Annotated in this window: 10 protein-coding genes; 6 read left to right on the top strand and 4 right to left on the bottom strand. The window is 69.4% G+C overall.

Annotated features, from left to right (window positions below):
- The first annotated feature begins 16 nt into the window (after positions 1-16).
- Both FHR84_RS09340 and FHR84_RS09335 read left to right on the top strand, forming a co-directional pair.
- On the top strand, positions 17-547 hold the full coding sequence (locus FHR84_RS09340; RefSeq protein ID WP_218862607.1) for a hypothetical protein: 531 nt from the start codon (positions 17-19) through the stop codon (positions 545-547).
- A 49-nt stretch (positions 548-596) separates the two neighbouring features.
- Positions 597-1,655 (top strand): ICP22 family protein, encoded by a 1,059-nt coding sequence (locus tag FHR84_RS09335; protein ID WP_179535083.1) that lies wholly within the window; start codon positions 597-599, stop codon positions 1,653-1,655.
- Positions 1,656-1,809: 154 nt separating this feature from the next.
- On the opposite strand, the gene FHR84_RS09330 is transcribed toward FHR84_RS09335, so the two are convergent.
- Positions 1,810-2,739: an ADP-ribosylglycohydrolase family protein gene (locus FHR84_RS09330; protein ID WP_179535082.1), complete on the bottom strand. Its 930-nt coding sequence runs from the start codon at positions 2,737-2,739 to the stop codon at positions 1,810-1,812.
- A 58-nt stretch (positions 2,740-2,797) separates the two neighbouring features.
- Positions 2,798-6,043: a CHAT domain-containing protein gene (locus tag FHR84_RS09325; protein WP_179535081.1), complete on the bottom strand. Its 3,246-nt coding sequence runs from the start codon at positions 6,041-6,043 to the stop codon at positions 2,798-2,800.
- A gap of 682 nt (positions 6,044-6,725) precedes the next feature.
- Between FHR84_RS09325 and rpoB the strand changes: the two genes are divergently transcribed.
- A complete protein-coding gene (rpoB, locus tag FHR84_RS09320; RefSeq protein WP_179535080.1) occupies positions 6,726-10,208 on the top strand; it encodes a DNA-directed RNA polymerase subunit beta in 3,483 nt (1,160 codons plus the stop codon).
- 92 nt (positions 10,209-10,300) lie between these two features.
- Complete coding sequence (locus tag FHR84_RS09315) at positions 10,301-14,212, top strand: DNA-directed RNA polymerase subunit beta' (RefSeq protein WP_179535079.1); 3,912 nt, start codon at positions 10,301-10,303, stop codon at positions 14,210-14,212.
- Between the two features lie 174 nt (positions 14,213-14,386).
- On the opposite strand, the gene FHR84_RS22340 is transcribed toward FHR84_RS09315, so the two are convergent.
- Positions 14,387-14,830 carry a DUF6319 family protein gene (locus FHR84_RS22340; RefSeq protein WP_179535078.1) on the bottom strand — a complete coding sequence of 148 codons (444 nt, stop codon included), beginning with the start codon at positions 14,828-14,830 and terminating at the stop codon, positions 14,387-14,389.
- A 108-nt stretch (positions 14,831-14,938) separates the two neighbouring features.
- Positions 14,939-16,384 carry a MocR-like pyridoxine biosynthesis transcription factor PdxR gene (gene pdxR / locus FHR84_RS09305; RefSeq protein ID WP_179535077.1) on the bottom strand — a complete coding sequence of 482 codons (1,446 nt, stop codon included), beginning with the start codon at positions 16,382-16,384 and terminating at the stop codon, positions 14,939-14,941.
- Between the two features lie 45 nt (positions 16,385-16,429).
- Between pdxR and FHR84_RS09300 the strand changes: the two genes are divergently transcribed.
- Both FHR84_RS09300 and FHR84_RS09295 read left to right on the top strand, forming a co-directional pair.
- Positions 16,430-16,906 carry a carboxymuconolactone decarboxylase family protein gene (locus FHR84_RS09300; protein ID WP_179535076.1) on the top strand — a complete coding sequence of 159 codons (477 nt, stop codon included), beginning with the start codon at positions 16,430-16,432 and terminating at the stop codon, positions 16,904-16,906.
- A 207-nt stretch (positions 16,907-17,113) separates the two neighbouring features.
- Positions 17,114-21,433 carry an ADP-ribosylglycohydrolase family protein gene (locus FHR84_RS09295; protein ID WP_179535075.1) on the top strand — a complete coding sequence of 1,440 codons (4,320 nt, stop codon included), beginning with the start codon at positions 17,114-17,116 and terminating at the stop codon, positions 21,431-21,433.
- The last annotated feature ends 323 nt before the right edge of the window (positions 21,434-21,756 follow it).

The following is a 21,756-nucleotide window of genomic DNA, read 5'->3' as shown; positions in this document are numbered from 1 at the left end:
GGTGAAGGGAATCGTCATGAACACGGCAGGTTCGACGCGGAACCTCTCCGGGCGGAGGTGGCCGATGCTGGCGGCGTCCGTCCTGCTGGCCGTGAGCGTGCTCGCGGCCGGAGGATTCGGTGTTTCCTGGGCGCTCGCGGCGAACGACTCCTCCGTCGAGCTGGCCGCCACCCGCGATCGGGTGCTGAGCGCGGGCAGACAGGCGGTGATCAACTACAACTCGATCGACCACCGGCAGGCGCAGCAGGACATGGACCAGGCCCTCAACGGCACCACCGGGCCGCTGCGTGACGTGCTCGAGGGCAGCCGTGACCAGCGGATCGAGCGAATAACCGAGAACAAGGTGGCCATGCGGGCCGAGGTGCTGGAGTCGGCGTTGACCGAGCTGAACACCCGCGAGGGCAAGGCGCGGATGATCGCGAGCTACAAGATCACCAAGGAACCCGCGGACGGAAAGCCGTCCACCAGCCGCTGGCGGGTTCGCGCGGAGCTCACCAGAACCGGGCAGGGGTGGAAGATGAGCAGGATGACCCCCACCTCGATCTAGAACTCACAGCAGAACTTTGCGTAGCCGGTCGGGTCATAAGGAGATCGCCGTGAGCGTTTCCCGCAGTACTCCACGTCGCCGCCAGAGCGGTTCCCCGGCGCGCAAGCCGCGCGTCGCCGGAACGAGAAACCGCACGAACACCGTCGCGGAGGACGCGTCCCCCCGGGAGGACGGCACAACCATCGAGGAGAGCGTCCGGCAGGACACGAGCGCGACCGGTGGGGAGGAGCCCGGAGGGACGGTCCCGGAAACCGGGGCGGTGGATGAGGTCGGGTCCGCGGCGACCGCCGTGGAGAACTCGGGGGAGGCCGCGACCGCGGCCGGCCCAGCTCCGGAGGACGACGCCGCTCCGGAGGACGCTCCGGGAGACGACACTGCGGAGGGGGCGAGCACCGCTTCCGGGATCTCCGGGCAGGACCCCGAACCACGGGACGGGACCGGCGAGTCCCGGGACGAATCCGCGGAGGGGCAGGACTCCGGTACGGCCGAGCAGCGGGAGACCGCCGATTCTCCCACCGACGAACTCCCCGGCAGCCGGAAAGGGCGCGCGCGGAGGGGGGCGGGGGCGAGGATCCGATCCGGATTCGCCCCCGGCGACAAACCGGTCGCGCTGACGGCGGTGCTGCTGGTGCTCGCCCTCGGTTTCGGCGGGCTCGCGTACTGGTTCCACGCCGCCGCCCACGCGCTGCGGCACGAAGGCCCCTCCGCGAACGCGGCCCTCGTCGACGAGGCCACCACCAGTGAGGTCAAGGGGCAGGTCGGCAGCGCGGTGGAAAAACTGTTCTCCTACGACTACTCCAATGTGGGCAAAACCGATAAGGCGGCCGAGAACTTGCTGGTGGGGAAGGCCGTGGATCAGTACGACAAGATGTTCGAAACGGTGCGCGAGCAGGCGCCCGAGCAGAAGATGGTGCTCACGAGCACCGTCACCAGGTCGGGAGTGACCCTCCTCGAGGGAGACCGTGCCGAGGTCCTGCTGTTCGTGAACCAGGACGCCACGAGCACCAAGAGCGACGACGGCGGTGTGTACCCCGCCCAGTTGACGGTGCAGGCCGAAAAGCGCGACGGGGAGTGGAAGATCTCCAACATGTCGCAGTTCGTCCGGTAGTGGAGCTCTGCTGACTCGGTTGGCGTAGGTGGTTGCTCGGCGGAACCCATCGCGGGCCCCCGCTCCGCCGAGCCCCCGGCGTCGGGGAGCCACCTGCGTCACGTCGGCCCTCCTCGCGAGAGCGACGCGGGAGAACCCGCGGACGCTCGTGGTCTCATCCGCTCGCGAGCAGCGAACCCAGCTCCCGCAGGCGGGCCGCGCCCTCCAGGCGCCGCAGCGGCCCCGGAGGAAGTGCCGTGGCACCGCAACGCGCTCCGGCCAGCGCCCCGGCCATGCTGCCGATGGTGTCGGTGTCCCCGCCCGCCGCTATGGCGAAGCGGACTGCTTCCCGGGGTGAGTCCGGGTGGCGCAGAAAGGCGAACAGGGCCAGCGGCACCGAACCGGGGGCCGTCACGTCGTTGCCGAGCCGTTCGGCCGCCTCGCCGGGGGAGCTGGAGCGCGGGGTCGCCCGTGTCCGCTCCAGCAGGGATATCCAGCGTGAGTCCGGGCAGCAGCTCGCCACCCCGTCGAGGAACCGGTCCGCGTCGAAAGCGGTGCCCGGCGTCGTGGACAGCGCGAGGTGGACGGCGCACGCCTGCACGGCGGCGGCGTGCGAACCGTCCGGATGCGCGTGGGTGACCTCCCCGCTGCGCTGCCCCAGGGCGGCGGCCTCCGGGGCGGTCGGAGCCACGAGTGCCACGGGGGAGACGCGCATGGCCGCCCCGTTGCCGTAGGACCCCTGTCCGCCGAAGGAGCTCCGCGCAGCGCTGCTCCACTCCGAGCCGGCCAGCACCGCGCGGAAGACGTTGCCGATGCTGCCGCCCCAGCCCCGCCCCGGTTCGGCACGCCAGGCCCGCGCGAAGCCGAGCGCCAGGTCCTGGCTGCGGATTCCGCTTCCGGGCTCCTGCTCGACGAGGTGTTCGGCCAGCACGAGGGTCAGCACCGTGTCGTCGGTGTAGCGCAGCTCCTCCCCGGAGGTCTCGACCTCGTCCAACCGCTCGGCGCGGACGGCGGACATGCCCTCGAACCGGGCCCCCAGTGCATCCCCCAGCGCCGCGCCGAGCAGCAGCCCCGCTGCTCGGTCCCGCCGATCTCCAGCGTTCACGTCTCGACTCCCGTACGTCTCCGCTTCCGTGTCCCCGTTGTCCGGGCCGGGTGGTGTTTCACCCACCCGTGTGAATGTAGCCCGCCCACAGCGTCGGGGTGTCCGGATAGCGGCGACGCAGTCGCCTGACGAGCGCGTTGAGCACCGTGGGGGTCCACGTGGCGTTGAACTTCCCGTCCTGGGAGATCTCCGCGTACAGGGCCGAGATCACGTCCTCGGAGGCCCCGCGGTGAACGGCCCAGAGGGTGCCGACCACGTGGGCGAAACCGATGAAGGCGAACGCGTCGGCCAGCGTGAAGGTGGCGGCCGAAGGGGTTTCCCTGGTGCGGCAGCGGGCCAGGCAGGCGAACCGCGCGTTGCCGAAGTCGTGCTGTCCCAGATCGAGCAGGCTCAGGGACCGCTCGCGGTCCTCCCGGTCCAGCACCAGACTCGCCGCGGGTTGCGCGGCGTTCTGGGTGCTGGGTTCGCAGACGTGCAGCCAGTGGTGCTGCTCCAGCGCCGCGAGCACGTCCTCGGCGGTGTGCTCCCCGCTGGACAGCACGGGTGCCGAGGGCCAGTGGCGTGCCGGGATCCTGGTCGGGTGCTCGGGGGCGTGCTGATCGGGCGGGCCCACGATCAGCCCCGGGCCGTTGTCGTACTCCTCCCGCTGCTCGGTGTCCAGCAGGGTGCGCAGCCCCGGGGTGTAGGAGGAGACGACCCTGTCCAGCGTGGAATCCCCCTCCTCCGAGGTGGCCGCGTGCAGCGGCAGGAAGGCGGCCGCTCCCTGCGGGCTCCACCAGAGCCGCGGCCAGCGCACCCCCTGAGCGGGTGTGCGGGTGTAGCCCATGCGGTCGAGCACGGGACGGGTGACGTTGCGCCACAGCCAGTCCAGGGTCTCGGAAAGGGCGTTCTCGTTCTCCGCGGTGCGTTGTCCCTGCTGAGCGGCACCCAGTATCGTCTCGGCGTGCTTTTCCACCAGCTCGGGTGAAGCCGAGGGCAACCCGACCACCAGGGCGCGCCCGCCGAAGACGACGATGGCGTCCGAGCGGTACTTGCTCAGGTTGATCAGCACGACCGCGCCCTGGTCGGTGGCCTCGGCCAGCCTGGAGAAGGGCAGGGGAGCCATGGTCTGCTCGTGCCCGGGTTCGGCGTGGATCTCGTTCAGGAGGTCGTCCCAGGTCTCGGCCAACCAGCGTCGCCGCTCCACGTCCTCGACGATGTCCGGCCCGCCCAGGATGGGCTCCTCGTTCGGCCGGTCCAACAGCCTGCGCAGGCGCACGGCGTCGGTGGCCAGCTCCGGGTGGGAGTGGTTCAGCCTGCCGAGCTCCCCGCTTCCGGGGAGCAGCTCGGAGAACAGCGCCGCACGACCGTGCTCCAGCAGTTCGACGGCCCGCTCCGGTTTCCCGACCTCCAGCGCGCACGCCGCCGCGTCGGCGGTCACGTGGGCCCAGCGGCGCTGCACGCCGGGGGTGGCCACCGCCCGCTTGCCCTGGGCGACCAGCGGGAGCAGCTCCACCGCGAGCGCGAACGACTCGAGTGCTTCCGACCAGCGGTGCGCGTGAGCCGCGAGCCTTCCGCACAGGTTGGCGGCCCTGAGCCGCTGGTCGGCGGGCCCGGTGGAGAGGCCCGCCGCTTCGGTCAACGTCCTGCGTGCCCAGCGGTAGAGTTTCCGTCTGCCCGTGCGGCGGTAGAGCGTCTGCAGCGCGCGACCGAGGTGCGTGGAAACCGAGACCCGCTCCGGAGCCGAATCGGGCATGGCGATCAGCGCCCGGTCGAACATCTCGATGGCCGTTTCCAGATCCTCGTTCTGCCCGCTGATCCGGTGCCTGTGGACCGCGACCACCCCCAGCTGGGCGTAGGCGGTGTACTGCGGAGCGGTACGCGCCTCGGAGGCGTTCAGCGCCTGCTGTGCCGTCCGGGTCGCGCGGTCGAGGTCCTCCTGCTCGTTCGCGCGTTCGAACCTGGTTATGAGCGTGGAAGCCAACGAGTTCAGCACCGCGCACTGCTTCGCGTCCGGGGCCTCGGCCTCCGCTGCGGCCTCGCCCGCCGCCACGGCCGTGTCCAGCGCCGCCGTGTTGCCGCCGTGCAGGTAGTGGCGGCGGGCGAGCGCCCCGTAGCCCGCGAGTGCCACGGCGCGGTTCGGGTCGTCGCCTGCGAGGTCGCGCATCTTCGGGCTGATCGCCCGGAGCGCCCGGTAGAGGTTCCCGTGCTCCCCGCTGCTGTCCAGGTGTTCCACGGTGGCCGAAGCGAGGTTCCAGACCAGCTTGCCCAGCAGCGGGTTGCCCGGGTCCAGGGCGTCGAGCATGCCGAAGAGCTCGTCGATGGCCGACTGCAGGTCGGTCAGGTCACCGCGTTGGCGGTAGCGCAGTCGCAGCGCCTCCGCGAAGCGCAGCAGCATGGAGTTCCGGTGCGGTCCGTCCGGAAGTGACTCCACCCCGTTGTTCAGGTACTTGATCCCCTCGTCGAGATCGCTGGGTTCCGCGTTCCGCTCGTGCCTGCGCAGCAGAGCCGTGCCCAGGCTGATCAGCAGCTCCGGGTCCCCGCCGCGCTGTCCGCCGTCGCCTCCGACCGTTTCGCGCAGCGCCGCCCGGAAGACGTCGACGGACTCGTCGTCCGAATCGTTGTCGGAGGCCAGCCGCGCGTGCGACTTGAGCGCGTTGCCCAGGCGCACCAGCGCCGTGGTGCGGTGCCGTCCGCCGTCCCCGGCGCCACCGCCCGTGGCGGGGATCCGGTCCAGTCGTTCCGCGGCACGCCTGGCGGCTTGCACGGCGTCGGCGGCCTGCTCGACGGATCCCTTGCGGTTGGCGCAGTCCGTGCGCGCCAGTGCGAGGTTGCACAGGTAGAGCACCGCGTCGGGGTCGTCACGGCGCGCGGAGTCCGCTGCCGAGCGGTAGTAGGTGACGGCGTCCTCGAGGTGGGCCAGGTCACCGGAGGCCAGGTGGGCGAGCTGGGCGGCGCTGCCCAGGTTGTTGAGCACGCTCGGCCGGGAGGGGTCGGTTTCCGGCAGGGCGCCCGCCGTGGCGCGCAGCACCTCGGTCACCCAGGACAGCGCTTTGAAGTCGAAGGTGGCCATCATGTGGTTGAGCGCGGCCAGGGCGTCGGCGTAGCGCTGCTCGGGGGTCTGCTCCTCGGCAGCCTGCCTGCCTTCGGCGGCGGGACGGCCTCCGGGAGCGGAGTGGTCGGACTGCCCGGGCCGTGCGGGTGCCGCCTCCTCCGCGTTGTCGAACCAGCTGTTGCCGGTGCCCGCGGAGTGCTCGGGAGGTGGTCCGGAGGAGTGATCGCTCCCGTGGAACGGCTGATTCTGCTGGTGCACCTGGTTGTCCATCCTTGTTCTCCCGTGTCACCGCTGGTGCGGAACCGAGGCCGGCTCCTCGAGGGGGCAGCCGGTGTCGCGTAAGATCGTGGCCCCGCGTTCGGTCCCCGCTCGCGGATCTTCACCGGCTCGGGGGAGACGATACGAGCGTCTTCTGTCTTCTCGCCGGGGTATCGGTGGAAAATCCGCGTGCGGCGTCCGGAGTTTGGGAACACCGCACGTTCGGTCCGTGCGCGAGCCGGTGGGCCGCCCCCGGTGGCGGTGGGTCCCGGGCTCCGTGAGCCGATCGCCGGTCGGGGGCGTAGAGTAACCGGAGGAGCGCACGACGTGGTGGGCAGTCACTACGGGTGATCGTGTTTTCCACCACGGGAGTGAAGCAACTTTGATCCCTTGACTCACGGGCGCGGGACGGTCAGGCTTATTCGCGAACACGCTGAAGCGGAAGACCAAGCGGGCGATGCGGTGACCGCGGAGAGGGATGCTGAAGGCCCCCTCTCGACAGCGAGCTATACGCGAGCTAGACTACTACGTTGCGCTGCCCGCTTTCCCCGTTCCCCGCTCGAGGACCAACTATTGGTGACCCTGAGCTGGGGCTTTGGAACGTGGGCGCCATTGCACCCTTGACAGCCGTGCTATTCGGACCACCGAGTCCGAAGGCGGTTGCAGCCAGTTCAGAGTCCCGGAAGGACGCATCTTGGCAGTCTCCCGCGCGACCAAGGTCTCTGCAGCTTCCAACTTCACGAGGGGGATCCCTGGGGCCCCCAGGCGGGTCTCATTCGAGAAGATCCGTGAGCCGCTGGAAGTACCCGACCTACTGGATCTGCAGGTACAATCCTTCGAATGGCTCGTCGGTGACGAGGCCTGGTTCCAGCGCCGGGTCGATGCGGGCGAGGAAGCGCCCGCCGGCGGGCTGGAAGAGGTTCTTAGCGAGATCTCCCCGATCGAGGACTTCTCCGGCTCCATGTCGCTGTCCTTTTCCGACCCGCGTTTCGACGAGGTCAAGGCCTCCATCGAGGAGTGCAAAGACAAGGACATGACCTACGCGGCTCCGTTGTTCGTCACAGCGGAGTTCATAAACCAGACGACCGGCGAGATCAAGAGCCAGACCGTCTTCATGGGGGACTTCCCCGTGATGAGCGACAAGGGAACGTTCATCATCAACGGCACGGAGCGTGTCGTCGTCTCCCAGCTGGTTCGCTCTCCCGGCGTTTACTTCGATCAGACCGTCGACAAGTCGACGGACAAGGACGTCTACAGCGCGAAGATCATTCCGAGCCGGGGCGCCTGGCTCGAGTTCGACGTCGACAAGCGTGACACCGTCGGTGTGCGGATCGACCGCAAGCGCCGTCAGCCGGTCACCGTGCTGCTCAAGGCGCTCGGCTGGACGGCGGAGGGCATCCGCGAGCGGTTCGGTTTCTCCGAGACCATGCTCTCGACCCTGGAGAAGGACCACACCGCCGGGCAGGACGAGGCCCTGCTGGACATCTACCGCAAGCTTCGTCCGGGCGAGCCGCCGACCAAGGAGAGCGCGCAGACCCTCCTGGAGAACCTCTTCTTCAAGGAGAAGCGCTACGACATGGCCAGGGTCGGTCGGTACAAGGTCAACAAGAAACTCGGCCTGGAACTGCCCTTCACGACGGGCGTGCTCACCGAGGACGACATCGCCACCACCATCGAGTACCTGGTGCGCTTGCACGCGGGTGAGAACTCGATGGGCCAGGAGGGCAACGAGGTCCCGGTCGAGCTCGACGACATCGACCACTTCGGTAACCGGAGGCTCCGCACCGTCGGTGAGTTGATCCAGAACCAGGTGCGTGTGGGGCTCTCCCGGATGGAACGGGTCGTCCGGGAACGGATGACCACCCAGGACGTCGAGGCCATCACCCCGCAGACGCTGATCAACATTCGGCCGGTGGTCGCGGCGATCAAGGAGTTCTTCGGCACCTCGCAGCTGTCCCAGTTCATGGACCAGACCAACCCGCTGGCCGGGCTGACGCACAAGCGGCGGCTCTCCGCGCTCGGGCCGGGTGGTCTCTCCAGGGAACGTGCCGGTGTCGAGGTCCGTGACGTGCACCCCTCGCACTACGGTCGAATGTGTCCGATCGAGACGCCGGAGGGGCCGAACATCGGTCTCATCGGTTCGCTGGCCACCTTCGGCCGGGTCAACCCCTTCGGGTTCATCGAGACCCCGTACCGCAAGGTCGTGGACGGTGTGGTCACCGAGCAGGTGGACTACCTCACCGCCGACGAGGAGGACCGCTACACCAAGGCGCAGGCGAACACGCCGATCGACGAGGACGGGAACTTCCTCGAGGAGCGCGTGCTCGGCAGGCGCAAGGGTGGCGAGGTCGAGCTGCTCGCTCCCACCGAGATCGAGTACATGGACGTCTCGCCGCGGCAGATGGTCTCGGCGGCCACGGCGATGCTGCCGTTCCTCGAGCACGACGACGCCAACCGCGCGTTGATGGGCGCCAACATGCAGCGCCAGGCGGTGCCGCTGCTGCAGAGTGACTCCCCGCTGGTCGGAACCGGTATGGAGCTGCGTGCGGCCGTGGACGCGGGCATGGTGATCACCGCGGAGAACGCCGGTGTGATCGAGGAGTCCTGCGCCGACTACATCACGATCATGGCCGACGACGGCAACCGGCGCACGTACCGGTTGCAGAAGTTCGCGCGGTCCAACCACGGAACCTCCATCAACCAGAAGCCGATCGTCGAAGAGGGCGACCGGGTGGAGTCCGGCCAGGTCATCGCCGACGGCCCCTCCACGGAGCAAGGCGAGATGGCTCTGGGCAAGAACCTCCTGACGGGCATCATGCCCTGGGAGGGGCACAACTACGAGGACGCGATCATCCTCTCCGAGCGGTTGGTGCAGGACGACGTGCTGACCTCGATCCACATCGAGGAGCACGAGGTCGACGCCAGGGACACCAAGCTCGGTTCCGAGGAGATCACCAGGGACATCCCGAACGTCTCCGAGGACGTGCTCTCCGACCTCGACGAGCGCGGCATCGTCCGCATCGGTGCCGAGGTGCAGGGCGGCGACATCCTGGTCGGCAAGGTCACGCCCAAGGGCGAGACCGAGCTGACTCCGGAGGAGCGGTTGCTCCGGGCCATCTTCGGCGAGAAGGCCAGGGAGGTCCGGGACACCTCGCTGAAGGTTCCGCACGGCGAGACCGGCAAGGTCATCGGCGTCCGCGTGTTCAACCGCGAGGAGGACGACGAGCTCCCGCCGGGAGTCAACGAGCTCGTCCGGGTCTACGTGGCTCAGAAGAGCAAGATCCAGGACGGCGACAAGCTCGCGGGCAGGCACGGCAACAAGGGTGTTATCGGCAAGATCCTGCCGATTGAGGACATGCCGTTCACCAAGGACGGCACCCCGCTGGACATCATCCTCAACACCCACGGTGTGCCGCGCCGTATGAACATCGGTCAGGTGCTGGAGACCCACCTCGGGTGGATCGCCTCCCAGGGGTGGTCGATCAACGGTGATCCGGACTGGGCCTCGAAGATCCCGGACGAGCTCTACGAGGTCGAGCCGGGAACCAAGACGGCCAGCCCGGTGTTCGACGGTGCCCGTGAGGAGGAGATCACCGGGCTGTTGGGCTCCACGAAGCCGAACCGCGACGGTGAGCAGATCGTGGACGGCGACGGCAAGGCGATGCTGATCGACGGACGCAGCGGCGAGCCGTACCCGCACCGCGTCGCGGTCGGGTACATGTACATCCTCAAGCTGTTGCACCTGGTGGATGACAAGATCCACGCACGGTCGACCGGGCCCTACTCGATGATCACCCAGCAGCCGCTGGGCGGTAAGGCCCAGTTCGGCGGCCAGCGCTTCGGTGAGATGGAGTGCTGGGCCATGCAGGCCTACGGCGCCGCCTACACGCTGCAGGAACTGCTTACGATCAAGTCCGATGACGTGCTCGGGCGCGTCAAGGTCTACGAGGCGGTCGTCAAGGGCGAGAACATTCCCGAACCGGGTATTCCGGAGTCGTTCAAGGTGTTGCTCAAGGAGCTGCAGTCGCTGTGCCTGAACGTCGAGGTGCTCTCCAGCGACGGCGCCGCCATCGAGATGCGCGATGGTGACGACGAGGACCTCGAACGGGCAGCCGCCAACCTCGGCATCAACCTGTCCAAGAACGAGGCGCCCTCGGTCGACGACGTTGTCAACTGACCTCGTCGCCGGTCCGCGGGGATCCCACGGGGTCCCCGCGGACCGGCCCCACGTCCACCCGGCACACACCCAACCAAGGGAGAAGACCCGACGTGCTTGACGTCAACTTCTTCGACGAACTCCGTATCGGACTGGCGACCGCCGATGAGATCCGCCAGTGGTCGTACGGCGAGGTCAAAAAACCGGAGACCATCAACTACCGCACGCTGAAGCCGGAGAAGGACGGGCTGTTCTGCGAGAAGATCTTCGGCCCCACCCGGGACTGGGAGTGCTACTGCGGCAAGTACAAGCGTGTCCGGTTCAAGGGCATCATCTGTGAGCGCTGCGGTGTCGAGGTGACTCGTGCCAAGGTGCGGCGTGAGCGGATGGGCCACATCGAGCTGGCCGCCGCGGTCACCCACATCTGGTACTTCAAGGGCGTGCCCAGCCGTCTGGGCTACCTGCTCGACCTGGCGCCCAAGGACCTCGAGAAGATCATCTACTTCGCGTCGTACGTGATCACCTCGGTCAACACCGAGATGAGGCACAACGACATGCCGACCCTGGAAAGCGAGATCGGGGTCGAGCGCAAGAACATCGCCGACCAGCGGGACTCGGACCTGGAGACGCGGGCACAGAAGCTGGAGTCCGACCTCGCCGAGCTCGAGAACGAGGGTGCCAAGAGCGACGTTCGCCGCAGGGTCAAGGAGAGCGGCGAGCGCGAGATGCGGCAGATCCGCGAGCGCGCGCAGCGCGACATCGACAGGCTCGACGAGATCTGGGAGACCTTCACCAAGCTCGAGCCGAGGCAGCTGATCTCGGACGAGTCGCTGTACCGCGAGCTCTACGACCGCTACGGCGAGTACTTCACCGGCGGCATGGGTGCCGAGTCCATCGAGGCGCTGCTCGCCAACTTCGACATCGACGCCGAGGCCGAGAGCCTGCGCGAGGTCATCCGCAACGGCAAGGGCCAGAAGAAGCTGCGTGCTCTCAAGCGGCTCAAGGTCGTGGCGGCCTTCCAGACCACCAAGAACAGCCCGCAGGGCATGGTGCTCGGTGCGATCCCGGTCATTCCGCCGGACCTGCGTCCGATGGTCCAGCTCGACGGCGGCCGCTTCGCGACCTCCGATCTCAATGACCTGTACCGCAGGGTCATCAACCGCAACAACCGGCTCAAGCGACTGATCGACCTCGGCGCGCCCGAGATCATCATCAACAACGAGAAGCGGATGTTGCAGGAGTCGGTGGACGCGCTGTTCGACAACGGCAGGCGCGGCCGCCCGGTCAGCGGCCCGGGAAACCGCCCGCTGAAGTCGCTGTCCGACCTGCTCAAGGGCAAGCAGGGGCGCTTCAGGCAGAACCTGCTCGGTAAGCGTGTGGACTACTCGGGCCGTTCGGTGATCATCGTCGGTCCGCAGCTGAAGCTGCACCAGTGCGGGCTGCCGAAGGAGATGGCGGTCGAGCTGTTCAAGCCGTTCGTCATGAAGCGGCTGGTCGACCTGAACCACGCCCAGAACATCAAGTCCGCGAAGCGGATGGTCGAGCGGCAGCGCCCGCAGGTCTGGGACGTGCTCGAAGAGGTCATCTCCGAGCACCCGGTGCTGCTCAACCGTGCCCCCACGCTGCACAGGCTGGGTATTCAGGCTTTCGAGCCCCAGCTGGTCGAGGGCAAGGCGGTGCAGCTGCACCCGCTGGTCTGCGAGGCGTTCAACGCCGACTTCGACGGTGACCAGATGGCCGTGCACCTTCCGCTGTCCGCCGAGGCTCAGGCCGAGGCCAGGGTGCTGATGCTGTCCAGCAACAACATCCTCTCGCCCGCCTCCGGGCGTCCGCTGGCGATGCCGCGCCTGGACATGGTCACCGGGTTGTACTACCTGACTCGGGAGAAGGAGGGCGCGACCGGGGAAGGCCACGCCTACTCCTCGTACGACGAGGCGATCATGGCCCACGACCACGGTTCGCTGGACCTGCAGGCCAGGATCAAGATCCGGATGCGCGACATCGTCCCGACCGAGGAGGAGACTCCGGAGGGCTGGGAGTCCGGCCAGTCGGTGACGATGGACACCACCCTCGGCAGGGTGATGTTCAACGAGCTGCTGCCCGATGACTACCCCTTCGTCAACAAGATGCTGGGCAAGAAGGCGCAGGGTGCGATCGTGAACGATCTCGCCGAGCGCTACCCGATGGTCTCGGTCGCGCAGACGCTGGACAAGCTCAAGGACGCGGGCTTCTACTGGGCGACGCGCTCCGGTGTGACCACCGCGATCTCCGACGTGCTCGTTCCGCCGAACAAGAAGGAGATCCTGGACTCCTACGAGTCCAAGGCCGACCAGGTCGAGAAGAGGTACCGGCGTGGTGCCCTCTCCCACGAGGAGCGCAACGCCGAGCTGGTCAAGGTCTGGAACGCGGCCAAGGACGACGTGTCCGAGGCGATGGAGAACAACTTCCCGGACGACAACTCGATCAGCATGATCGTGCGTTCCGGCGCGGCCGGGAACATGTCCCAGATCGTCCAGCTCGCCGGTATGCGTGGTCTGGTCTCCAACCCGAAGGGTGAGTACATCCCCCGCCCGATCAAGACCAACTTCCGGGAAGGTCTGTCGGTGCTGGAGTACTTCATCTCCAACCACGGTGCCCGCAAGGGTCTGGCCGACACCGCGCTGCGTACTGCCGACTCGGGCTACCTGACCCGTCGCCTGGTGGACGTTTCGCAGGACGTCATCGTGCGGGAGCTGGACTGCGGAACCGACCGCGGTATCCGCATGCCGATCGGGGAGACCACCCCGGACGGCAAGCTCGTCCGGGAGAAGAACGTGGAGACCAGCGTCTACGCGCGGATGACCGCCGAGGACGTGAAGGACTCCGAGGGCAACATCCTGTTCGGCCGTGGTGCCGACCTGGGTGACCCGGCCATCGAGAGCCTGCTCGCGGCCGGTGTGAGCACCGTGCGGGTCCGCAGCGTGCTCACCTGCGAGTCCGGTTCCGGTGTCTGCTCCTACTGCTACGGGCGTTCGATGGCGACCGGCAAGCTGGTCGACGTCGGCGAGGCCGTCGGCATCGTCGCGGCGCAGTCCATCGGTGAGCCCGGTACGCAGCTGACCATGCGTACGTTCCACCAGGGCGGTGTCGGCGGCGACGACATCACCGCCGGTCTGCCGCGTGTCCAGGAGCTGTTCGAGGCCAGGCTGCCGAAGGGCAAGGCCCCGATCGCCGATGCCTCCGGACGGATCCGCCTGGAGGACAACGACCGCTACTGGAAGATGACGCTGACGCCGGACGACGGCAGCGACGAGATCGTCTACGACAAGCTGTCGAAGCGGCAGCGGCTCGCGGTGATCAACGTCGGTGGCACCGAGCGTCAGGTGGAGGACGGCGACCACGTCGAGGTCGGCCAGCGCCTCATGGAGGGTGCTGTCGACCCGCACGAGATCCTGCGGGTTCTCGGGCCGCGGGAGGCACAGCTGCACCTGGTCCGCGAGGTGCAGGAGGTGTACCGCTCGCAGGGTGTCGGTATCCACGACAAGCACGTCGAGGTCATCGTCCGGCAGATGCTGCGGCGGGTCATCATCATCGACTCCGGTGCGACCGAGTTCCTCCCCGGGTCCCCGGTGGAGCGTGCCCAGTTCGAGTCGGAGAACCGCCGCGTCGTTTCCGAGGGCGGCGACCCCGCCTCCGGTCGTCCGGTCCTGATGGGCATCACGAAGGCCTCGTTGGCCACCGAGTCGTGGCTGTCGGCGGCCTCCTTCCAGGAGACCACCAGGATCCTGACCAACGCCGCGATCGAGGGCGCCAGCGACAAGCTGATCGGCCTGAAGGAGAACGTCATCATCGGTAAGTTGATCCCGGCGGGTACCGGTATCAACAAGTACCGCAACATCCAGGTTCAGCCGACCGAGGAAGCACGTGCGGCCGCCTACGCGATCCCGTCCTACGACGACGGGTACTACGCGCCGGACGTGTTCGGTCCCGGAACCGGTGCCGCGGTCCCGTTGGACGACTTCGATTTCGGACGCGACTACCGCTGACGCGGGACGGGGCGAACCGGCTGAGCTCGGTTCGCCCCGTGGTCGCGCTCCTTCCCGCCGGGGCTCCCTGCTCGTCTCCTCAGAGCAGGGAGCCCCTTCTCGTGTGCCGGGGACCGGGAACGCTCGGTCGCCGGCACGCGAGCCGCGGCGGGGTCCGGCGCGGAAGAGCCGGGATCAGCTCTCCAGGTCCTCCAGCGTCTTGCGCACCCGCTGAAGTTCGGCCTCCAGCTCGGCGAGCCTGGCCTCGTGCTGCTGCCTGGCTTCGCTGATCAACGACTCGATGGCCTCGGAAATGTCGTCGTGCAGCTCGCCCGCCGCCTTGGAGACGGAGGAGGCGGCGATGGGCAGCCCCTGCACGATCTTCTTGCCCCCGTGGGTCAGATCGGCCTGCCACTCTCCTTCGGCGGTGCCGCTGACCGTCAGGGTGAGCTCGACCGAGCGCGTCTTGCGCGCGGAGCTCTGCTTACGCCCCTTGGTCTTTTTCTGCGTTCCCTGCTCCTCCGAGCCGTTGTCACCGTTCTGGGCGGTGTTGTCGGCGGACTGCTTCTCGGAGGGGGTTTCCTCGACCGTCTGCTCGGTCACGGACTGGTCGGCGGGTGTGTCTTGTTGTTCGTTCACTGTTCCTCTCTCGAATGACACCGACGGGAAAAGGTCGGGACGGACCACCTGTTCCGAAGTTCCCGCGTGCGGTGCGGGCACCCGCCGTTGACGATCCCGGGCGGGATCTCACGGTTGCCGGGTGCTGCCGCGGCCCCGGGGTTCCGATAAGCCCCGGAGCAGTGCGCGCAGGGAGTTTCCGAAGGAGTGCCCCGGTGGGGCGGCGTAGCCGATCACCAACCCGTCCTGGCGCCGCCTTTCGTCGATCCAGTGTTCGGCCAGTCCTTCCAGAGCCACCGAATGCCGTCGCATACGCTTCAACATCCGTTCCTCCGAGGGGCCGTCCGGATCGAGGCGCAGCGTCAGGTGCAAACCGGCCGCGATGCCGGCGGGGTAGAGCTCGTGCCGCGTGTCCGATTCACGAATGGCGGAAACGAGCTGCTTTCTCCGTCGCCGGTAGACCGCGCGGCAGCGCCGCACGTGTTGATCATAGCTTCCCGAGCGGAGCATTTCGGCCAGGGTGAGTTGGTCGAACACCGGAGGGTTCCGGTCCGCGTGCGCTTTGACCTCCCACACCGGCCCCACCAGGCCGGGAGGCAGCACCAGCCAGGAAAGGCGGAGACCGGGAGCGAGGGCTTTGCTCGTCGTTCCCGCGTAGACGACGTTTCGCGGAGCGAGCCGCTGCAGGGCTCCGACGGGTTCACGGTCGAAACGGAACTCGCCGTCGTAGTCGTCCTCGACGACCAGTCGTTGCTCGGATGCGGCCGCTTCGCACAGCGCCTTCCTCCGGCGGGCGGACATGGTCGAGCCGAGCGGGTACTGGTGCGCGGGGGTGACCACGACGGCGGGGCTTTCGATGCCGGTGACGTCGATTCCTTCCGCGTCCACCGGGACGGCGCGCACCTCCAGCCCCTCGGCGCGGGGGATCCCGCGCAGCTTCGGCAGCGCCGGGTCCTCGTAGTCGACGGAGCGCGTGCCACGCTGCCGCAGCACGGCGCTCAGCACGGCGAGCGCGCGGTGGTGGCCCTCGCAGACGACGACCTGCTCCGGTGTGGTGTGCACTCCGCGCACCCGGCCCAGGTACTCGGTGAGCGCGGTACGCAGCGCGGGGTGGCCGCAGGGGTTTCCGTAGTCGAGTTCCCCGGCCGGTACCGCGCGCAGCGCGCGGTGTTGTGCCGCGGTCCAGTCCTGGCGGGGGAACATGCTGAGGTCCGGTTTCCCGGGGAGCAGGTCCCAGCGCAGTTCGGTGCCCCTGCGGGTGGCGGGGATGCCGGTGGGTTTCGGTTCGTCGAAGGGGCCGGTGGCGACCGTGGTGGGGGAGCCCTGTCGTACGACCAGGTAGCCCTCGGCGGCGAGGAGCTCGTGGGCACGTGTGACAGTGCCCCTGGAGATTCCCAGATCGGCGGCGAGCGCCCTCGTGGAGGGAACCCTGCTGCCTGCGGGCAGTCTGCCCTTCCGCACGGCGTCCCTGAGCGCGGATGCCAGCGTGCGACCGCCCGGGCGTGCGGGGAGTTCAAGGTGCAGGTCGAGCCCGAGCGAACTCGCGCGGTACGAACTGGACTCGTTCGTGGACATCGAACTGGAGCATATATCGGCCGCCGCGCGTTCTAGCTTGGAACCATGACGCAACAACGCATGGAGCTGGCCGCGCTGACTCCGCGGGTTTACCGGGAGATGAAGCGCCTGGAGGAGGCCGTCGCCGCGGAACTGCGCGAGGCCGGAGTCGAAGCGGAGATCCACGAGCTGCTCAAGATCCGGTCCTCACAGCTCAACGGATGCGGTTTCTGCCTGGACATGCACCTCGGGGAGGCCAGGAAGTCCGGTGTGGACGAGCGGCTCATCGACGTGTTGCCGGCCTGGCGGGAGATGGAGCTGTACTCGGAGCGGGAGCGCGCCGCGCTCGCCCTGGCCGAGGAGGTCACCCTCATCCACGAGGACGGTGTGTCGGACGAGACGTGGCAGGGGGCGGAGAAGGTGTTCTCCGGAACGGAGCTGGCCGCGCTCGTCTGGGCGGCCACGAGCATCAACACCTGGAACAGGTTGGCCATCACCTCGCGGGCACAACCCCCGCGGCGGGATTCCCGATCTCCCGAGTGATCCTCCCGACGCGCCGACGGTTGGTACTCTCTGCCCCGCACGGAACGAACGGCGGGAACGGGTGAGCCTCCCCGGGGGGGCGGCCTGTGTGATCGCACGAGTGCCGGGCGACCCGCGCACGTTCGCTCGGCCTCGGCACACCGGGGGCGTGCCGCGCTTTTCCGGGTTCCGGTCCGGTAGTACCGAACCGATCAGGAGAAACCACCGATGAGTGACAACCGGTCCCGTACGGGTGAGGTGGGCGGCGATTTCGCCGCTTCCCGGCCGTTGAGCTGGTCCGATCGACTGCGTGGCGCGCTGCTCGGCGGCGCGGTGGGCGACGTGCTCGGCTCCGGCGTGCGGGGGTGGAGTCTGTCCGCGATCCGCCAGTGGCTCGGCGGCCGTGGTGTCCTGGACTTCCTGCCGGTCTTCGGGCGCAGGGGCGCCGTGTCCGACCTGTCGCAGCTGACCGTGTTCACCATGGACGCCCTGCTGCGGGCGCGGGCCACCGGGGAGCAGGACCCGCTGCCGGTGATCCGCTCGAACCACCTCGCCTGGTTGCACACCCAGGGCGTTCCCTGGCCCTATGCGATGGCCGGGTACTGGCGCAGTCACCCCGAGCCCACGGGTTGGTTGCTGCGGCGGCCCGAGCTGTTCTCCACGCGCAACCCGGGTGGGAACGCTCTGCGGTTGTTGTCCACTCTGGTCGACCGGGTTCCGGGGGAGCCGGGGGCGCAACCCGCGCAGGAGATCCCCGCCGGGGAACGCGCCTTCGCCGACTGCCTCGTGTGGACCGCTCCTTTGATGGTCTGGAGCGGCGACGCCCGCCGGGTCGCCGGGGTGGCGTCCCGCGTGCCGCGTTTGCTGACGACGCATTACGAGACACGGGCCACGAGCGCGTTGCACGCGGACGTGCTGGGCGGGCTGCTCAACGGTCTGCCGCTGTGGGAGGCGGTGCGTTCCTGGGAGGTCAACCGCTCGCACCTGGAGAACGGAACCCCTCCCGCGGCCGTGTTGCGGACCGTGCACGCCGCCATGTTCATCGCGCAGCAGGGGCAGCCACCGGACCCGCGCATGTTGGACATCGAGTTCTGCCCGTCCGAAGGTCTGGGCGAGCTCGGCATCGCCTTCGCCGCCGTCGCTTCGGCGGGGAACTTCACCGATGCCGTGATCACGGCGGTGAACCATTCCGCGGACAGCGGTGTAGCCGGTGCGCTCGCCGGGCAGCTCGCGGGAGCCGTTCACGGAGCGGAGGCGATCCCGGGGCGCTGGACGGCCGAGCTCGAACTCCGCGAGGTGCTGGAGACGTTGGCTTCCGACGCGGCGGAGGCCTTCGCCCCGCCGCCGCCACCGAGGTGGGCGCGCCGTTATGTCGCGGAGGGCGGACGGGGGCGGCGTGAGCTGGACTCACCCGACTGGACGGTGGAAGCCGGTGGTGCTTCCTCCGGACGGGGAGAGGAACAGGCCCCGCCGACCCAGGTGCTGCCCGCCGTGGTCGCCGATGCGGAGGAGGCCGGGACTCCTGCCGAGCCGTCCGTCCGGCAGGACTCCGCGGAGAGCGCCCCCGCAGGCACCGCCGAGGAAGCCGAGCGAGCGGAAAACGCCGACACGGAACCGCGCGGTGTGCCCTTCGCGGGTGGCGTGACCGCCCCGTGGGAGCGCGAGCAGACGGAGAGCTCGGCTCCCGAGGGGGCGGGGCCCGTGCGGGGAGGTGAGCCTCCCGCTGAGGAGTTGGGCGCGGAGTTCGCCGAGCGGCACCGGGAATCCGCGACGGGGGAAACCGACCAGGGGACCGACCGGATCCTGCTGGTGAGGCCAACGCCGTCGAGCGCCCCCACCGGCGAGGAGGAAGCCGCTCCGGAGGGGGGCGGGGAAGTTCCCGGTCCGTCCGAGGAGCCGTCGGCTCCGGACCGGGAAGGGGCCGCTCCCGCGGTCTCCTCCCCGGAACGTGCCCCGGCTGGGGAGGTGCTCCCCGAAGACTCCGGTTCCGCGGCCGCCGGGCCCGGGGAGTCCGCGGCGGCGGAGGGCGACTCCGAAGAGGCTTTCCAGGAAGAGGCCGAGCCCGTGGAGACCGATCCGGCGGGAAGCGCGGCCGACAGCGGTGGTTTCGCGGGCGAACCGCCCGCGGAGGAGGGGGCACGGCAACCTCGTGTGCAGCGGGGGAAGGCGGACGAGGTCTTCGGGGTGGTCACCGCGCCCCCGGATTGGCACGCTGCCGGGGAAGCGAGCGGCGGAACCGGCGAGACGCCACGCATCAAGCTTCCCGGGATCGACGAGCTCCCCCCGTTGCCGGAGCACCGTCCCCGTCGGGGTTCGGCGGGAACGACTCCCGGTGCGGAGGAGGAGCGGGAAAGGGCCTCGGCCGCGGACGCGGGGGAGACGGGCGAGGAGCCCGCCGAGCGGGACCGGCCTCGTGGGGAGGACACCCCCTTGCCGATCTCCTTCGAACCGTTCGCCTCGGTTCCGTACATGGAGAGCGGGGCCGTGGAACGACTCGTCGGCGGGGAGGACGAGTCGCAGGAGGCGGAGCCCTCACCGCGGGCGGAGGAGCAGTCCGCGGCGGTGCCTGCGGGCGCCGGGGGCGAGCACGCGGTCGTGGAGGAGTCCGCCGCCGAGGTGCCCTCCGCGACCGAGCGGATCCTGGGATGTCTGCTCGGAAGCGCCACGGGCGACGCGCTGGGGGCGGGGCTCACCGAGGCCTCGGCCGCGGAGATCGCAGCCTGGCACGGCCCACAGGGTCCGTCCGGGCTGCCCGAGTACGCGGGAACGCGCGGGGCGGCCACGGCCGCCACCCAGACGGCGTTGTTCACCTGCGAGGGGCTCATCCGCGCTCGCGAGGCGCGTGCGGCCCGGGCGGCGGACCCCTTCCGCGAGGTGCGGTTGGCGAGTCAGCGCTGGCTGTACACCCAGGGGGTCGACTGGCAGTGGGCCGTGGGCGAGCTGACCGTCGATCACCCCGCTCCGGACGGATGGCTCGTCGGGGTGCCCGAGTTGTTCGCCGTGCGCTCGCCGGGTGCGTCGGTGTACGCGGAGCTGGAGGCCTTCGGGGAACGTTCGGCGCAGGGTGACCAGTCCGCTCCGGTGGACAACTCCACGGGGTGCGGAGCGCTGGTGCGCGCCACCCCGGCAGCGTTCTGGTCGTCCGAACCGGCCGAGGTCTTCGAACTGGGTGTGCGGATCGCGACGCTCACGCACGGGCACCCGAGTGGTTACCTGCCTGCCGGGGCGCTCGCGGTGATCGTGCAACAGGTCGTGCTCGGCAGGGGACTGGACGACGGGGTCTGGCTGGCTCTGCAGGTCTTGGAGACCTGGCAGGGCCACGAGGACACCACCGCCGCTTTGGCCGGGGCCGCGGAGCTGGCTGCCTCCGGTGTCCCGAGTCCCGAGGAGCTCGGAGGGCAGCTGGGCGCGGGCAGGAGCGCGGACGAGGCGCTCGGGATCGCCGTGTGCGCCGCCCTCACCGCGGAGGACGTGCGGACCGCCCTGCGGACCGCGGTCGGTCATTCGGGGAACAGCAGCGCCACGGGCGCGGTGTGCGGAAGCATCGTCGGCGCCGCGCTGGGAGTCGGTTCCCTTCCGGTCGACTGGATGGCCGAGCTGGAGCTGAGGGGGACCGTGGAACGCATGGCCATGGACTGCGTGGCCGCGTTCGACTCCCGGTTGCGTCCGGAGGAGAGCACCGCGGACACCACGGACGGGGACAGCGACTGGCGGCGCAGGTATCCGGTTCGGACGAGTGGTCGTGTTCCGGAACCCCCCTCGGAGAGTGAGGTCGGCCCCTCCTCCGCGGTCGTTGCCGAGGAGGGCGCGGATTCGTGGAAGGCCTCCCCGGACCGGGGGGAGACCGGCTCGGAGGAGGGGAGCGAAGCCGCGCGGGACCCGGTGGGGGTCCCCGCTCCCGCTTTCCACGCTGGTTCCACGTCTTCGCGGGGTGCGGACGACAGCGCTCGGCAGTGGCAGGCGCCTCACGTCCCGGAGCCGCAGGCGGCGGTCGCCGGCGAGCACGTCCCCCGGGAGGAGCGAAGCGTCCACGAGGACCCCGCCGTGCCCGCGGAGCGGAGCGCGGCGAGCGCGGTCGCCGAGGAGCGCGGGGAATCCGCGGAGTCGTTCGCGGAGCCGGAGTCGTTCACGGAACCGGGGGACAGCACTGTTGCGGTAGCGGTGGCTCCCGGAACGGATTCATCCGAAGGGGTGAGTGTGGACGGTGCTCCTGCGGAGCGCGCCCCGGACGGTGACGCGCGGGAGACGAACGTCCTCCCCGTGGTGACCGAGTCGTCCGGTGCTCGGGAGGAAGCGGGTCCCGGGGAGACCGTCGCGGAGGAGCCCGCCGTGAAGGAGCGGAGCGGCGCGGAGCACTCCGCCGGGACGAGCGGGCGGCAGGACCCGGCGCCGGGGGCGGAGCCGTCAGGTCCTCCCACCGAGGGGCAGTACGGTGGGGCCGCCGAGCCGATGTCCGCCGAGGAGCGTCATCCGAAGCCCGCGCCCCGCAGGATCAACAGCGTCAGCGCCGGGGAACTCGATCTGACGGGGGACCCGACGGAGAAGTGACCGCGGCCGCTCGGTCCGGCGCCCGCTCCGCGGGAGCGGGCGCCGGACCCCGCCGGTGGTGACCTGGCGAGCCGTCGGCTCTTGCCCCGGTGGGTAGAGTCGCGGGAGAGACGTTCGTGGCGCAGGTGGACACCCCCGTTTTGACCCCCTGCAAACGGGGCAGGTATCTTTGTGACTTGGACCCGCAACCCCTCGGGTCACTCCGCATGTCCGTGCGCGAGAACCGCCCGCGTGGTCGGCGGGGGAGCGCCCGTGGATGGTGCGGAACTCTCCTGACGGCCCACCGGGGTGCGCACCCGCTGGGACGCCGCCCCGCCAAACGG

Source organism: Actinopolyspora biskrensis, assembly GCF_013408175.1.
GTDB lineage: Bacteria > Actinomycetota > Actinomycetes > Mycobacteriales > Pseudonocardiaceae > Actinopolyspora > Actinopolyspora biskrensis.
Note: the sequence above shows the minus strand (reverse complement) of the source record. Positions and strands in the feature narration are given on the sequence as shown.

Coding starts and splice junctions, on each gene's coding strand:
- FHR84_RS09295 (WP_179535075.1), top strand. CDS start 17,114: ATGAGTGACAACCGGTCCCGTACGGGTGAGGTGGGCGGCGATTTCGCC.
- FHR84_RS09340 (WP_218862607.1), top strand. CDS start 17: ATGAACACGGCAGGTTCGACGCGGAACCTCTCCGGGCGGAGGTGGCCG.
- FHR84_RS09325 (WP_179535081.1), bottom strand. CDS start 6,043: ATGGACAACCAGGTGCACCAGCAGAATCAGCCGTTCCACGGGAGCGAT.
- FHR84_RS09300 (WP_179535076.1), top strand. CDS start 16,430: ATGACGCAACAACGCATGGAGCTGGCCGCGCTGACTCCGCGGGTTTAC.
- pdxR (WP_179535077.1), bottom strand. CDS start 16,384: ATGTCCACGAACGAGTCCAGTTCGTACCGCGCGAGTTCGCTCGGGCTC.